At 56.2% G+C, this 15,362-nt stretch carries 13 protein-coding genes; 7 read left to right on the forward strand and 6 right to left on the reverse strand.

Going from position 1 to position 15,362, the window contains the following annotated elements; genetic code table 11:
* Nucleotides 1-77: 77 nt before the first annotated feature.
* Nucleotides 78-479 carry an acyl-CoA thioesterase gene (locus AACY26_RS10360; RefSeq protein ID WP_087518792.1) on the reverse strand — a complete coding sequence of 134 codons (402 nt, stop codon included), beginning with the start codon at nt 477-479 and terminating at the stop codon, nt 78-80.
* Nucleotides 480-849: 370 nt separating this feature from the next.
* Here AACY26_RS10360 and AACY26_RS10365 point away from each other — a divergent pair, with 370 nt between their 5' ends.
* From AACY26_RS10365 to AACY26_RS10395, 7 genes are all read left to right on the forward strand, one after another.
* Entirely contained in the window at nt 850-1,818 is a 969-nt protein-coding gene (locus tag AACY26_RS10365; protein WP_339513691.1) for a PstS family phosphate ABC transporter substrate-binding protein, read from the forward strand.
* 167 nt (nt 1,819-1,985) lie between these two features.
* Nucleotides 1,986-4,271 (forward strand): phosphate ABC transporter permease, encoded by a 2,286-nt coding sequence (locus tag AACY26_RS10370; protein ID WP_339513693.1) that lies wholly within the window; start codon nt 1,986-1,988, stop codon nt 4,269-4,271.
* A gap of 81 nt (nt 4,272-4,352) precedes the next feature.
* Nucleotides 4,353-5,969, forward strand: a complete 1,617-nt coding sequence (pstA, locus tag AACY26_RS10375; RefSeq protein WP_445261297.1) for a phosphate ABC transporter permease PstA — start codon at nt 4,353-4,355, stop codon at nt 5,967-5,969.
* A 116-nt stretch (nt 5,970-6,085) separates the two neighbouring features.
* A complete protein-coding gene (gene pstB, locus AACY26_RS10380) occupies nt 6,086-6,919 on the forward strand; it encodes a phosphate ABC transporter ATP-binding protein PstB (protein ID WP_339513697.1) in 834 nt (277 codons plus the stop codon).
* 225 nt (nt 6,920-7,144) lie between these two features.
* The gene (gene phoU, locus AACY26_RS10385; protein WP_339513699.1) at nt 7,145-7,876 is read left to right on the forward strand and encodes a phosphate signaling complex protein PhoU; all 732 of its coding nucleotides are present in this window, start codon (nt 7,145-7,147) and stop codon (nt 7,874-7,876) included.
* An 89-nt stretch (nt 7,877-7,965) separates the two neighbouring features.
* Nucleotides 7,966-8,853, forward strand: coding sequence for a response regulator (locus AACY26_RS10390; protein WP_339513701.1), 888 nt, complete (start codon nt 7,966-7,968; stop codon nt 8,851-8,853).
* 144 nt (nt 8,854-8,997) lie between these two features.
* Complete coding sequence (locus AACY26_RS10395; RefSeq protein WP_339513704.1) at nt 8,998-9,894, forward strand: M23 family metallopeptidase; 897 nt, start codon at nt 8,998-9,000, stop codon at nt 9,892-9,894.
* 157 nt (nt 9,895-10,051) lie between these two features.
* Here AACY26_RS10395 and AACY26_RS10400 read toward each other — a convergent pair whose 3' ends face one another.
* The 5 genes from AACY26_RS10400 to AACY26_RS10420 form a co-directional block, all read right to left on the reverse strand.
* Entirely contained in the window at nt 10,052-11,392 is a 1,341-nt protein-coding gene (locus tag AACY26_RS10400) for a hemolysin family protein (RefSeq protein WP_339513706.1), read from the reverse strand.
* A gap of 127 nt (nt 11,393-11,519) precedes the next feature.
* Nucleotides 11,520-12,827, reverse strand: a complete 1,308-nt coding sequence (gene phoR, locus AACY26_RS10405; protein ID WP_339513708.1) for a phosphate regulon sensor histidine kinase PhoR — start codon at nt 12,825-12,827, stop codon at nt 11,520-11,522.
* Between the two features lie 78 nt (nt 12,828-12,905).
* Nucleotides 12,906-13,595, reverse strand: a complete 690-nt coding sequence (gene phoB / locus AACY26_RS10410) for a phosphate regulon transcriptional regulator PhoB (protein ID WP_089360366.1) — start codon at nt 13,593-13,595, stop codon at nt 12,906-12,908.
* 117 nt (nt 13,596-13,712) lie between these two features.
* Nucleotides 13,713-14,621 carry a 4-hydroxybenzoate octaprenyltransferase gene (ubiA, locus tag AACY26_RS10415; RefSeq protein ID WP_339513710.1) on the reverse strand — a complete coding sequence of 303 codons (909 nt, stop codon included), beginning with the start codon at nt 14,619-14,621 and terminating at the stop codon, nt 13,713-13,715.
* 163 nt (nt 14,622-14,784) lie between these two features.
* On the reverse strand, nt 14,785-15,342 hold the full coding sequence (locus AACY26_RS10420; RefSeq protein WP_339513712.1) for a chorismate--pyruvate lyase family protein: 558 nt from the start codon (nt 15,340-15,342) through the stop codon (nt 14,785-14,787).
* Nucleotides 15,343-15,362: the final 20 nt, after the last annotated feature.

Raw genomic sequence — 15,362 nt, forward strand, 5'->3', positions numbered from 1 at the left:
GCTTGTAGCGTAACTAAAAACGCCGGCTCAATAGCCGGCGTTTTTGTGTGCGATTGGTCGCGCTAGCGCGCTCAGGCTTAGCGCCGTGGCGGTACAGGGCGGGTTCGCCCGCTGCCATCAATCGCGACGAAGACAAAAACGGCCTCGGTGACCTTGCGCCACTCGCTGGAGAGTGGGTCGTCGCTCCAGACTTCGACCAGCATCTGAATCGAGCTGCGGCCGATTTCAAGTTCCTGTGTGTAGAAGGATAACTGTGCGCCAACCGCAACTGGGACCATAAAGGCCATGCGGTCAACTGCAACTGTGGCCACGCGTCCGCCCGCGACTTTGCTCGCCATTGCGGTGCCTGCCAGATCCATTTGGGAGACGAGCCAGCCACCGTAAATATCACCAAAACCATTGGTTTCACGGGGCAATGCAGTGATTTGCAGCGCTAAATCACCTTGCGGGATTGGGTCATCCTGTTCGAAGTCATTCATAGACGTAACAGCTCGCGGCGCGGTTGTTGTTATGGAGCGCTGAAGTTAAGCGCAAGGCGAGTATACCGACTGAGTGGTCGCTGGGCGACTTTAAGCCGTCAATAAGCCACAAATCCAGGTGCTGTGAGCGCTATTGCATTGGTGGAACACGCAACAGCTGGCTGATTCTGAGTTTGTAGCCCCCTTTTGTAACCGGTTTTCGCCTTGGCCATTGTTGGTCTTGAGCGCTTCAGATCCTGGGGTGGGCAGCAGTGCAGGCAAATTAATAGCAGACGTCATCTAACTGTCACATAGTTTTCATAGATTGGTCACACGGCCTGAAGATACTTGGGCCCGTTCCATCCAACACTACTTCTGCTAGGAGCAAGGCATGAAACTTAAGCGTTTGATGGCGGCCATGACTTTTGTCGCCGCTGGCGTTACAGCCGCCACCGCGGTTGCCGCTATCGACCCGGCTCTGCCGACCTATGAAAAAACGTCCGGCGTATCCGGTAATCTGTCGAGCGTAGGCTCTGACACCCTGGCTAACCTGATGACCCTTTGGGCTGAGAACTACAAAAAGTTCTACCCAAACGTGAACATTCAGATTCAGGCGGCAGGTTCGTCTACTGCACCACCGGCGTTGACTGAAGGCACTTCCAACCTCGGCCCGATGAGCCGCAAGATGAAAGATGCCGAGCTGCAAGCATTCGAAGAAAAATACGGCTATAAGCCGACCGCAGTTCCAGTTGCTATCGATGCCCTGGCTGTGTTCGTACACAAAGACAACCCAATCAAAAGCCTGACCATGGCTCAGGTTGATGCGATCTTCTCGGCGACCCGTCTGTGTGGTGAAGCTAAAGACATCACTACCTGGGGTGATGCTGGCATGACTGGCGAATGGGCGAGCAAGCCAATCCAGCTGTTCGGTCGTAACTCGGTATCCGGCACCTACGGTTACTTCAAGGAAGAAGCACTGTGCAAAGGTGACTTCCGCTCCAACGTCAACGAACAGCCAGGCTCTGCCTCGGTAGTTCAGTCGATCTCTAGCACTGTTAATGCCATCGGTTACTCGGGCATTGGCTACAAAACCTCCAGCGTTCGCGCTGTCGCGCTGGTCGACAAGCAAGGTAAGGCTGAAGAAGCCACTGAAACCAACGCACTGTCGGGCAAATACCCGCTGTCGCGCTTCCTCTACGTCTATGTCAACAAGGCGCCGAACAAGCCACTGAGCCCACTCGACGCGCAGTTCCTGAAAATGGTTCTGTCCAAGCAAGGCCAAGAGGTTGTAGTCAAGGATGGTTACATCCCACTGCCGGCCAAAGTGGTTGAGAAGACCATGAAGGAACTGCAGCTCTAAGCAGCTCCTGGTTGCGTGAAGCGACCTGATATACCGGCGCCCGCACTCAGAGTTGAGTGTGGGCGTTGTCGCGTCACCTGGCTGTAACCTATCTGTCACATAAGACCGTTAGATTTGTGCCTCCGCTGACTCAAGGCGCGCGTCCACAACCGCCCAGAGATCCTCGAATGAACGACTTGGCCAATGAATTCATGAACACATCTACCGATAGCAGCCAACGAATCGACTTCAATACGCCCGTCTTGCTGCGTAAGCGCCGTAATCGTGCGCTCAAAGACCGTATGGCGCGGTGGTACGTTTCGATTGGCGGGCTGGCGGTGCTGGCAACCATCACCCTGATTTTCTTTTACCTTGCCTATGTGGTGATGCCGATTTTCTCCGGTGCTGATCTCACTGCACATAAAGCCCAGCAGCCAGCCTGGCTTGCAGATCAGGGCGATGCATTGATGCTTGCGGTTGAAGAGCAAAACAAGGTCGCGATGCGTTTAAACAGCAAGGGCCACGTGCAGTTTTTCAAGCTCAAAGACAGCGCCCTGCTGAACAGCATTGATTTGCCAATCCCCGCAGGTGTAAGCATCTCCTCATTCAGTGAAGACCAACCCGGTAGCCGCCGTACCGTAGTCGGCCTGTCTGACGGCAGCGCGTTGGTGTTCAAGCAAAACTATGCGGTGACCTACCCGAACAACGTTAAAACCATCACCCCGGTCATTCAGTACCCCTTTGGTGAAGAACCGATCAAGCTCGATCCTCAAGGCCGTGCGCTTGAGCATGTAGCCGTTAGCATCAATGGCGATAATGTGTTGCTGACCGGTTCGACAGGCACTGAGTTGCACGTATTGTCGATCGTCAATGAAGAAAACCAGTTCACCGGCGAAACCAGCCAGGAGCAGCAGGCCGTTGATTTACCGCAGATCGCCGAGCCGATCAAAGCGATGATTATCGACCCACGCCAGCAATGGCTGTATGTGTTCAATGGCAAAGCCACCGCCGATGTGTTCGACCTGCGCAGCAAGACCTTGAACGGCCGATACCGGTTGCTTAAAGGCGACGCCGAAGTGACTACAGTCAGCCCGCTACTGGGCGGTATCTCGCTGTTGATTGGTGATAGCAAAGGCGGTATCGCCCAGTGGTTCATGGTGCGTGATAACGACGGCAAGTCTGTACTGACCCATATCCGTGGTTTCCAGATGAAGGACAGCCCGATCACTCAGTTCATGCCCGAAGAGCGCCGCAAGGGCTTTATGGCAATGGACAGTCAAGGCAACCTGGGCCTGTTCCACAGCACTGCGCATCGCACATTGTTGATTGATCCTGTTGCAAAAGGCGCCAGCGTTGCGGCGCTGTCGCCACGAGCCAATCGCGTACTGATTGAGTCAGGCGGGCAGCTGCAGACCTTCAAGGTCGATAACCCCCATCCAGAGGTTTCCTGGAGTTCGTTGTGGGGCAAGGTCTGGTACGAAAGCTACGACGAGCCAAAGTACATCTGGCAGTCAACTTCAGCCAACAGCGATTTTGAACCGAAACTGAGCCTGGCGCCCCTGACCTTCGGTACGCTTAAAGCGGCGTTCTACGCCATGCTGTTGGCGGCGCCACTGGCTATTTGCGCGGCAATCTATACCGCCTATTTCATGGCTCCGGCCATGCGCGGCAAGATCAAGCCGGTCATCGAGTTGATGGAAGCACTGCCCACGGTCATCCTCGGCTTCTTTGCCGGACTCTTTCTCGCGCCTTATGTCGAGGGGCATCTGCCCGGAATATTTAGTTTGCTATTGCTAACCCCGATAGGGGTGCTGGTAGCCGCTTTCCTGTGGAGCCGTTTGCCTGAGCGCATTCGCCTGGTGGTCCCTGACGGTTGGGAAGCCGCGCTGCTGATTCCGGTGATCCTGCTGATCGGCACGGCTTCATTGTCGATGAGTGGACACATGGAGAACTGGTTCTTCGGCGGCGACATGCGCTCATGGCTGAGCAACGATCTGGGCATCGCCTTCGACCAGCGCAACGCCTTGGTGGTTGGCCTGGCGATGGGCTTTGCGGTGATCCCGAACATCTACTCGATTGCTGAAGATGCTGTGTTCAGTGTGCCCAAGAGCCTGACGTTTGGCTCATTGGCACTCGGCGCAACGCCATGGCAAACCCTGACTCGCGTGGTGATTCTGACCGCCAGCCCGGGCATTTTCTCGGCGCTGATGATCGGTATGGGGCGCGCCGTGGGTGAAACCATGATCGTACTGATGGCCACCGGTAATACGCCAATTATGGACATGAACATTTTTGAGGGTCTGCGCACCCTTGCTGCCAACGTTGCGGTTGAGATGCCTGAATCGGAAGTTGGCAGTAGCCACTACCGGATTCTGTTTCTCTCTGCGTTGGTACTGTTGAGCTTTACCTTCGTGATGAACACGTTGGCAGAAGTCATTCGAACCCGCCTGCGTAAGAAATACGCCTCGCTCTAAGACTCAGGAAGGTAGACGTCCGTGAACGTGAAAAAGCAAAATCTCAAATCCTGGTTCAAGAGTGGCTCGCCTTGGGTCTGGATGACCGCCAGCGGTGTATCGATTGCCGTGATCATGACCGTAGGTCTGCTCGCCGTAATTGCCACCCGTGGCCTTGCGCATTTTTGGCCAGCTGATGTGATCCAGGCCTCCTATCAAGTGCCGGGCGAAGCACCGCGGCTGATGGCGGGCGAACTGGTCCAGGCTGAACAAGTAACGCGTGCGCGCTTGGCCTCTGCTGGCCTTCCCGTTGATGTGGAAGGCGGCGAGTTCATGACCCGCGAGCTGTTCAAGGTCGGTAACCGTGACATCAACGGTGCGGACTTCAGCTGGGTTGTCGATGAATGGATGAAAGATGCCAGCACGCCGACAGACCTGGTGGCGGTGGAGCGCCGTGAATGGGGCAACTTCTACGGTTACCTGGTTAACGTTAAAGAAAGCGGCAAGCTGGTCGCTGAGGGCGATGCAGCCTGGGATGAGCTGCAAAACCGAATTGCCCGCATCGACAAGTTGCACAGCCAGATCTCGAAGCTGCAGAAAAAGGACATTGGCCGGATCAACTACGGACTTGAAGGCCTGCGCCTTAAGAAACGCAAGCTGGAGCTGACCGATGAGTTGACGCCTGCTGCCCAAGCCGACCTCGATGCCGAGCGCGCGCAGTGGGATGCCGAATACAAGGTGCTCGAAGCGCAGTTGCTCGGCTTGCACGACCAGTTCAATCGCGACAGCGTGACCCTGAAGACGGTAGACGGCACAGAGAAGGAAATGAGCCTGGGTACTGTGGTTCGCGCCTATATGCCGAACGCCATGGGCACCACTGAAAAGCTCGGTTTCTACTTCGCCAAAATGTGGGAGTTTGTCAGCGAAGATCCACGTGAAGCCAACACTGAGGGTGGTATTTTCCCGGCGATCTTCGGCACCGTAATGATGACCTTGATCATGGCGGTGATCGTGACGCCTTTTGGCGTTCTGGCCGCTATCTACCTGCGTGAGTACGCTAAACAAGGGCCGATGACCCGCATCATCCGCATTGCGGTAAACAACCTGGCTGGGGTCCCGGCAATTGTTTACGGGGTGTTTGGCCTGGGGTTCTTCGTCTACGTACTGGGCGGATCAATTGACTCGCTGTTCTTCCCGGAAGCTGCGCCAGCGCCAACCTTTGGTACGCCCGGCTTGCTTTGGGCATCGCTGACCCTGGCTATTCTTGCGGTGCCAGTGGTGATCGTTGCGACTGAGGAAGGCTTGGCGCGTATCCCGCTTGCACTGCGTGAAGGCTCTCTGGCGCTCGGTGCCACCAAAGCCGAAACCCTGTGGAAGGTGGTGCTGCCAATGGCAAGCCCGGCAATGATGACGGGCTTGATTCTGGCTGTGGCGCGCGCGGCGGGTGAAGTTGCGCCGTTGATGCTGGTGGGTGTGGTTAAGTTGGCACCTGCGCTGCCACTTGATGGTAACTACCCGTACTTACACTTGGATCAGAAGATCATGCACTTGGGCTTCCATATCTATGACGTCGGCTTCCAAAGCCCGAACGTTGAGGCAGCGCGGCCGTTAGTCTATGCCACAGCGTTGTTGCTGGTGCTGGTAATTGCTTTGCTTAACCTCAGTGCGGTGTATATCCGTAACCACCTGCGCGAGAAGTACAAGGCGCTGGATCATTAAGAATTTTGGGTATGCTGCACCGCTGTGTGCAGCGTCCGATCAATGAATTATCAGGAACCTTTGAAAACGTCGCGAGCGCGTAGCTTTCAGTGGTTTCTCAGCGTAGGGAGCGTCTCATGCAGCACACTACACCAAGCCATGGTATCGACATCTCAGCTCTTGGCCGTGAAAAGCAAAGCTTGGATTTGAACAAAGAAACCACCGCCATCCAGGTGCCGGGTCTGGACCTGTTCTACGGTGAAAAACAAGCGCTGTTCGATGTCAAAATGAACATCCCCAAGCAGCGCGTTACCGCATTTATCGGTCCGTCCGGTTGCGGTAAATCAACACTGCTGCGTACGTTCAACCGGATGAATGATCTGGTTGATGGCTGCCGTATCGAGGGTGAAGTCAACCTTGATGGCACCAATATCTACCGCAAAGGCGAAGATGTGGCTGATTTGCGCCGCCGCGTTGGCATGGTGTTTCAGAAGCCAAACCCGTTTCCTAAAAGCATTTACGAAAACGTGGTTTACGGCCTGCGCATCCAAGGTGTAAACCAGAAGCGCGTGCTTGATGAAACCGTTGAATGGGCGCTGAAAAGCGCAGCTCTGTGGGATGAAGTCAAAGACCGTCTGCATGAGTCTGCGTTGGGCCTGTCGGGTGGTCAGCAGCAGCGTCTGGTGATTGCACGTACCGTTGCGGTGCAGCCAGAAGTCCTGTTGCTGGATGAGCCGTGCTCGGCACTTGATCCGATTTCGACCCTGAAAGTCGAAGAGCTGATCTACGAATTGAAATCCAAGTACACCATTGTCATCGTTACCCACAACATGCAGCAGGCGGCGCGGGTTTCCGATTACACCGCGTTTATGTACATGGGCAAACTGATCGAGTACGGCGACACCGATACGCTGTTTACCAACCCAGAAAAGAAGCAGACCGAGGATTACATCACCGGTCGCTACGGCTGATCGCCTCGACCCCCGCCAAGCGCACTGAGCTGCGTCGGCGGGCCTTGCCGTACTACTCGTACTGTCTGTGGCCCGCCTTCTTGCTCAGCACTGCTTGGCAGGGCCCGATCGCTGAAAGATTGCATGAGGCGATTTGTGATCAGGCGTTCGGTTCGCTGGGGCTTTTGGCAGCAAAGGTTTACAGGTTTTTGTATTTAACTAATTTCGCGTCGCAAGGGCTTGAGCATGATTAATAAAGACAGTCTTACTCATCACATTTCTCAACAGTTCAATTCCGAGCTGGAAGAGGTGCGCAGCCACCTTTTGGCAATGGGTGGCTTGGTTGAGAAGCAAGTCAATGATGCGGTCAACTCGTTGATTGAGGCCGACTCAGGTCTGGCTCAGCAAGTGCGCGAAATTGATGACCAGATCAATCAGATGGAGCGCAACATCGACGAAGAGTGCGTACGCATCCTGGCTCGTCGTCAGCCTGCGGCGTCTGACCTGCGCTTGATCATCAGCATCTCCAAGTCGGTGATCGATCTGGAGCGTATCGGTGATGAGGCGACTAAAATCGCCAAGCGCGCGATTCTGTTGTGTGAAGAAGGCGAATCACCGCGCGGCTACGTTGAGGTGCGTCATATCGGCGGCCAGGTTCGCAAGATGGTGCAAGAGGCGCTGGATGCCTTTGCCCGCTTCGACGCAGATCTTGCTCTGTCTGTGGCCCAGTATGACAAAACCGTAGACCGCGAATACAAGACCGCGCTGCGTGAGTTGGTGACCTACATGATGGAAGACCCGCGTTCGATTGCGCGCGTGCTGAACATCATCTGGGCCTTGCGTTCGCTGGAGCGTATTGGCGACCATGCTCGTAACATCGCTGAGCTGGTTATCTATTTGGTGCGCGGTACCGACGTTAAACACATCGGCCTCAAGCGCATGCAGGAAGAAGTCGAAGGCACCGGTAAAGCCAAGTAATCCGTTTCTGACGCGCACAAGGCCAATTGTCTGTTGGCCTTTAGCTACTCACCCGGACTATGCTTGTCGAGGTAGACAGGGAGGGGTAGATGAGTAAAGTCCGCGTTCTGATTGTTGATGATGCAAGTTTCATTCGTGATCTGGTCAAGAAAGGTCTGCGCGATCACTTTCCTGGTGTGCAGATCGAAGAGGCTGTGAACGGTCGTAAAGCGCTGCAGTTGCTGAGCAAGCAGAGCATCGACCTGATCCTCTGCGACTGGGAAATGCCGGAGATGTCCGGGCTTGAGCTCCTCACTTGGTGCCGCGAGCAGGATAACCTCAAGGCCACGCCGTTCATCATGGTCACCAGTCGCGGTGATAAAGAAAACGTGGTCCAGGCGATCCAGGCCGGCGTTTCGGATTTCATCGGTAAACCCTTCTCCAATGAGCAACTGGTCACCAAGGTCAAGAAAGCCCTGCATCGCGCCGGTAAACTTGAGGCCTTCGCGCCGAGCCAAAAACCTGCCGGCAATGCATTTGCCAATGATTCACTCTCAGCATTAACCGGCGGTAAAGCCGAGGTGGTCAAGCCTGCCACGCCAAGCGCACCAGCGCCGACTCCAGCCGCCGTTGCCAGCGCCAAGCCGAGTGCGGCGCCTTCGGGGCGCGGGCAAGGCAGCCTGCGCCTGCCAGGCGGCACCATGGCTTGTGTTATCAAGGCGCTGAGCCTCAAGGATGCACAGTTGCTGGTTAAGCGCGGCCAGCTGTTGCCGCAAGTGCTGGAAAGCGTGGTGCTTGATCTGGAGCAGGGCGAAAGCTCAGAGATTGCCCGGCTCAATGGTTACTTGCACGCGGTTGCTGCGTTCGAGCCCAAGGCCGACAGCGAATGGCTGCTGTTGACCTTGCGCTTTGTTGACAGCGATCCGCAAAAGCTCGATTACCTTTCGCGCCTTATAGCCCGCGGTACCGCGCAAAAGCACTTCACCCCCGGCGGCTAGCTGAAAGCTGTTCCAGGTGGACGACCGGCCGTCGGTTGCGGTCGAGATCCAGTGCACATCTTTGTACAAAGCATCTCGTGCCATGTCTGTGCGGCTGCTAATCTGCAGGTTCCGGACACTGAAAACTATAAGATCCGAATCGAAATGCTAGGGCGCTTACTACTTATCTTCAGTCTTATGACTGTGGCCTTTGATGCTGCGGCCATAACCATCTACAAGTACACCGATGCCAATGGCGTGGTGACCTACACCGACCAGAAGGCCGCCGGTGCGCAGGTGTTTGTGTTCCGTGACCGCATGGTTGAGAGCCTCGACAGCGAGGTAAAGCTGGAGACCCTCAAGCATGCCGCCGGAGAAACCCTGCTGGTGCGCAACGACCTCTATGCCCCGGTGCAGATTGAGCTGAGCATCAACAGCGCTGAAAATGCCGTGGGTGCGCCTGATAAGCCCATCAGTTGGATTCTGGCGCCGCGCAGCAAGATTCGCTTGGCCACGCTGGCGCCCATGGATGCCAGCAAACCGCTGCGCTACAAAACCAAATTACGCTACGCCATGGGCGACCCGCGGCTGATCCCCACGCAGAAGAAGTATCCGCTGCCTTGGCGTGGTGGTCCGTTTAACCTGAGCCAAGGGGCCAACGGCAAGTACAGTCACTTCGGGCCCAAAGGTCGTTATGCACTAGACATCGCCATGCCTGAAGGCACGCCTATAGTCGCCGCCCGCGCAGGTGTTGTGGTCAAGATCGAGAACCAGCAGAGCGGTCGCGGCAACAACCCGGCCGGCAACTTTGTTCGCGTTCTGCACAAGGACGGCACCATGGGCGTCTACCTGCACTTGATGAAAGGCTCGGTCAAAGTTGCCGAAGGCACTCACGTTAAGGTGGGTACACCGCTGGCGCTCTCGGGTAATACCGGCAATAGCACCGGCCCGCACTTGCACTTTGTGATCCAGCGCAATGTCGGCCTGGCCCTGGAGTCGATTCCTTTCGACTTTTCGCAGCCCGTTAATACCCTGCCGAACTTTGCCGTGGGCGGCGACTAGCTAGCCTTGCAGGCGCTCGGCCGCTTACGAAGCATGCCGAGCTTTATCTATGTACCTGGCAAATACCCCAAAGCGCATGGCTGGGCTTTGGGGGCTAGGTTTGATTGCGGGTTGTGTTGCGAGTGATTGGTGGGCTGGACCGCGGCCAATCAATGGTTCAGTCCAGCTTGACCACTTTGGCCAGCACTATCTTTGGCCCTTTCATCTTCTTGACGATGATGCGCAGGCCTTCAACTTCGAGCACTTCCTCTTCTTCGGGCATGCGCTTGAGTGTTTCGTAGATCAAGCCTGCCAGGGTCTCGGCCTCGATATGGTCAAGGTCAATGCTGAGCAAGCGCTCGACCTTGAACAAGGGCGTATCGCCGCGTACCAGCAGCTTGCCTGGCTGATAGGCGAGGATGCCGCGCTCGGTCTTGCGATGTTCATCCTGGATGTCGCCAACCAAGGCTTCGAGCACGTCCTCCATGGTCAGGTAGCCAATCACTTTGCCATCTGCTTCTTCAACCAGGGCAAAGTGTGAGCCGCCTTTGCGAAACTGCTCCAACAGGGCAGACAGCGGCATATGGCGGTTGACCCGTTCCAGCGGGTGCATCAGCTCACCGATCTTCAGTGCAGACGGCAGCATTTCCAGCAATGACAAATGCAGCAGCAAGTCCTTGATGTGCAGCACGCCGACAAATTCGCCTTGATCCTCGTCGAATACGGGGTAGCGACTGTATTTATGGCGGCGAAAGACGCTGAATACTTGATCCAGCGGCGCGTTGAGGTCGATGTAGACCAGGTCTTCACGCGAGTTTGCCCAGTCGACAACCTCCAACTCACCCAGCTCAACGGCCGAGGCCAGCACGCGCATGTCCTGATCGCTCGGGTCGCTGGCGCGGCTTGAGTGCAAAATCAGCTTGAGCTCATCGCGGCTGTAATGGTGTTCGTGATGTGGGCCAGGTTCGCCCTGGCCGGCAATGCGCAAAATCGCGTTGGCACTGGCGTTGAGCAGGAAAATGGCGGGGTACATTGCCCAGTAAAACAGGTAGAGCGGTCCGGCCGTCCACAACGACAACAGCTCAGGCTTACGAATCGCCCATGATTTTGGCGCCAGCTCACCGACCACGATGTGCAAGTAAGAGATGATGAAGAACGCACTGAAAAAAGCGATGCCACTTATGAGCTTGGGTGACTCGATGCCGACGTTCGCCAGTAAGGGTTCAAGCACCTGCGCAAACGCCGGCTCGCCCACCCAGCCAAGGCCAAGGGAGGCCAGGGTGATACCCAGCTGGCAGGCAGATAGATAGGCGTCTAGTTGATTATGGACGGTACGCAGGATATGGCCACGCCAGCCGTTTTGAGCAGCGATTGTTTCAACCTTGGTCGAGCGCAGTTTGACCATGGCAAATTCTGCGGCAACAAAGAAGCCGTTGAGCAGAACCAGAAACAGAGCGAACAGAATGAGGCCGAAGTCGGCGAAGTAGCTTGTATCAGGGTAACCAGTCGAGGGGTCCATATAGGGTTCAAATAACTAATGACCGCTAAAGATTGGGGGCATAGGTTCAGCTTTGCAAGCTTGCTACAGGACTAAATTGCATTGCAGTGTATCAATGGTATTCAGATCCTGACTAAAACTGGCGGCACTAGCGACTTGAACGTGCCACCTGCATGGGGGGGAAATTGCAGGTGAAGGTGCTGCCCTGGCCTTGGATGCTCTTGATATCCAGTAATGCTCGGTGACGCAGCAGTACGTGCTTGACGATGGCCAGGCCTAGCCCGGTTCCGCCGGTGCTGCTGGCGCGGCTGGAGTCGACGCGATAAAAACGCTCGGTCAGGCGTGGTAGGTGCTTGGCTTCAATGCCCGGGCCTGTGTCCTGCACCGATAAGTGGGCGCCGCTGGCATCGCCCCACCAACGGATGTGGATCTGGCCTTGTTCGGGTGTGTATTTCACCGCATTGAACACCAGGTTGGAAAACGCGCTGCGCAGTTCGGCTTCGCTGCCTTTTAGCTTGAGTTGCGGCTCCACTTGCAGCGTAATCTGGTGGTTGCGTTCGCCTGAAAGTGCCTGGGCATCGCTTTGTATCGATTGCAGCATCAGGTCAATATCGACCGGATGATTGTCTGACGGATAGTCAGTGGCTTCCAGCTTGGCCAATAGCAACAAGTCGTTGAGCAGGTTCTGCATGCGCCCACCTTGCTCATGCATCTGCTTCAGCGCCCTAACCCAGCGTGGGTTTACCGCTTCAACATTGTCGAGCATGGTTTCCAGGTAACCGGCGATCACGGTCAGTGGGGTGCGCAGTTCATGGGAAACATTGGCCACGAAGTCTTTGCGCATTTGCTCAAGCTGGTACAGGCGGGTGACATCGCGCACCAGCATCAGGTGTTCATGATTGCCGTAACGGGTGATCTGAATCTGCAGCCGGCGTCGATCGGTCAAGGGTGACGGCAAATCGAGCGGGTCATGAAAGTTGTTGCTCTCGAAGTATTCTTTAAAGCGTGGGTCGCGTACCAGGTTGGTGATGGGTTGGCCGCTGTCTTGGGGGGTTTTAAGACCCAGCAGCGTCTCGGCGGCGATGTTCCACCAATCCAGGTTACCTTGGCTGTCGAGCATGATCACCGCATCCTTCAGGGCTGCGGTTGATTCCTGGACCCGGTCGATGACCGCTTGCAGGCGGCCACGCACTTTCTGGTCGCGGCGTTGCAGGTGATAAATACTGTCGAAGACTTCGCCCCACATGCCGTAGCCGTCTGGCGGCGGCTCGTCAGGTTTGTGCTCTTGCAGCCATTTGTGCAGGCGCAGCAATTGGCTCAATGTCCAACCCAGATGACCTGCCAGGCCAATGACCAGAGCCCAGGCGTATTCGCCAGTCACCAAGCCGACTAGCAAGCATGCACTGACGAGCAGCAATAAGCGGCGGATTATGGCGCCATGCCAGTTTCTATTCACCTAGTGCTCATCCGCCAAGCAATCCTTTCGCGTATCGCCAACAAGGAGGGCGATGTAGGTTGATTAATCCAGCCAGGTTCAGCTTTTGGTGGAAAAACGATACCCGGTGCCACGCACGGTTTGTACTAGATTTTCGTAGACCTCGCCCAGAGCCTTGCGCAGGCGTCGGATATGCACGTCGACCGTGCGCTCTTCGACATAGACGTTGCCCCCCCAAACCTGATCAAGTAGCTGGCCGCGTGTGTAGGCGCGCTCCTGGTGGGTCATGAAGAACTGCAATAAGCGGTATTCGGTTGGACCCATTTCCGCAGGTTTGCCATCAATGGTTACCCGGTGGCTGACCGGATCAAGCAACAGGCCGCCAATTTCGATTGGGCCTTCACTGTCGCTTGGCCCCGCGCGGCGCAGCACGGCCTTGAGCCGAGCCACCAGCTCTCGCGGCGAGAATGGCTTGGTAATGTAATCATCGGCGCCGACTTCGAGGCCCTGGATCTTGTTGTCTTCCTCGCCTTTGGCGGTGAGCATGATGATCGGAATATCCCCGGTCATCTCGTCACGCTTTAGGCGTCGCGCCAGCTCGATACCTGAGGTGCCCGGCAGCATCCAGTCGAGCAAAATCAAATCGGGTTTACGGTCAACGATGATGCTGTGGGCTTGCTGGGTATTTTCAGCTTCCAGGCATTCATAGCCCGCCATCTCCAGAGCGACCGCAATCATTTCGCGGATCGGAGCTTCGTCATCGACGATCAGGATATTCTTGCCAACCATGGTTACGGCCTCGGTAGGTTCAACTGTCATGCGCAGCATTAGATAACGGAATTATTGCAGTCATATGACAGATAAATGCAGCGCGCCGAAAAAACAGCCGTTTACAGCGCCTCTACTTCAAGCGGGCACTGGCGCTGCGCGCAACGCATAATCGGCCACCAAGCCGATAAATATAGCCAGTCCGGCCCAATGGTTATGCAGAAATGCCTTGAAGCAGGCCATGGGTTCACGTTCGCGTGTGCTCCAGAACTCCCAGGCAAAACAGCCAGCGGCGACCAACAAGCCCAGGTGGAAGTAAATTCCCAGCTCAAAGCGTGCCGCAGCCATCAACAAGCACAACAAAGCCAGGCCTTGCAGTGTGGCAATGATGATGCGATCGGCTTCACCAAACAGAATAGCGGTCGATTTAACACCGATCTTTAAATCGTCCTCGCGGTCGGCCATGGCGTAATAGGTGTCGTAGGCGACCGTCCACAGCAGGTTAGCGATGTACAACAACCAGGCCTCTGGAGGAACGCTTCCGGTTTCTGCGGTGAATGCCATCGGCATGCCCCAGGAAAACGCCGCTCCCAGCACGACCTGTGGATAAAAGGTGTAGCGCTTCATAAAGGGGTAGCATGCCGCCAGTGCTACGCCGCCGAATGACAGCCAGATAGTTGCTGGGTTGGTGAACAGCACCAGGATGAAACTCAGCGCGACCAGCACGGCAAAGAAGATCAGCGCTTCGCGCGGGGTGATCTTGCCGCTGGCCAGTGGTCGTTGCTTGGTGCGCTTGACGTGCCCGTCGAAGTTGCGATCTGCATAGTCGTTGATCACGCAGCCGGCGGCGCGCATCAGTATCACGCCGAACACGAAGATAAACAGGTTCTTCAGGCTCGGCACACCTTCAGCCGCGACCCATAGCGCCCACAAGGTTGGCCAGAGCAGCAAGTAGATGCCGATTGGCTTGTCCATGCGCGTCAGCTGAATAAAGTCCCAGCAGCGCGGGTGCAGGCGATTGAGTGATTGCAGCAGGCGGCTATACATCGAGCGCTTTCTCCGTGGCAGTTGCGCGGATTATACGTACAGTGCGGGCAAATGCCCGGCACAGATGCCGAAGCTGTGAAAACTAGCGCACAGCCTCGGCATTGCCAACCGCAGCCCTAGATGCTGGGTGACAGAGGCGGGTGACCTTGATCATTGCGGCTTCTCAGGGGTGATCGACCTGCGCGGCAGCCCAGAATGCAGGCAAGAATACTTCCGCCACCAGAATCGCCAACTTGCCTCGGCTAAAGCATGAGCGCCGGGCCCACAGACGCTCTGCGCGGACTTCGGCAGGCAGGCACATTGCCGGGTAATGGCAGGCTTGTAGCTCACCGCGATCAAACGCATGGTCGCTGAACAGGAGTTCGCCTAGCGAGCGTGAACCGAGTTGTGCCAGCGCCAGTCCTGAGCCTTCCAGCGCACTGCGCGCACTGACACTCCGGGCGAATACCCAAGGTTCACCATGGCCACGCAGATACACTTCGCGCACCCAACCTTGGCTGCCATCGGCGACGCCCAATGCTGCGCACTCATCGTTACGCATACGCTGCCAGCCTTCGCTGAGTGGCGTCACGCTGAAATGATTTGCGGACAGGGTCGTCAAGCGCTGGGTTAGTGAGTCCTGATTAACAAACAGCCAATCGTGCACTAGGGCGCTCGGCGAAGGCTGTAGCTGGCTGGCGGTAAACCAGCGTGGTGGATGGGCTAGCGCGGCTGAAGGCACGAGGTTAAGTCACCAGTGTT

This window comes from Pseudomonas sp. RL_15y_Pfl2_60 (genome assembly GCF_963970595.1).
Taxonomy (GTDB): Bacteria; Pseudomonadota; Gammaproteobacteria; order Pseudomonadales; family Pseudomonadaceae; genus Aquipseudomonas.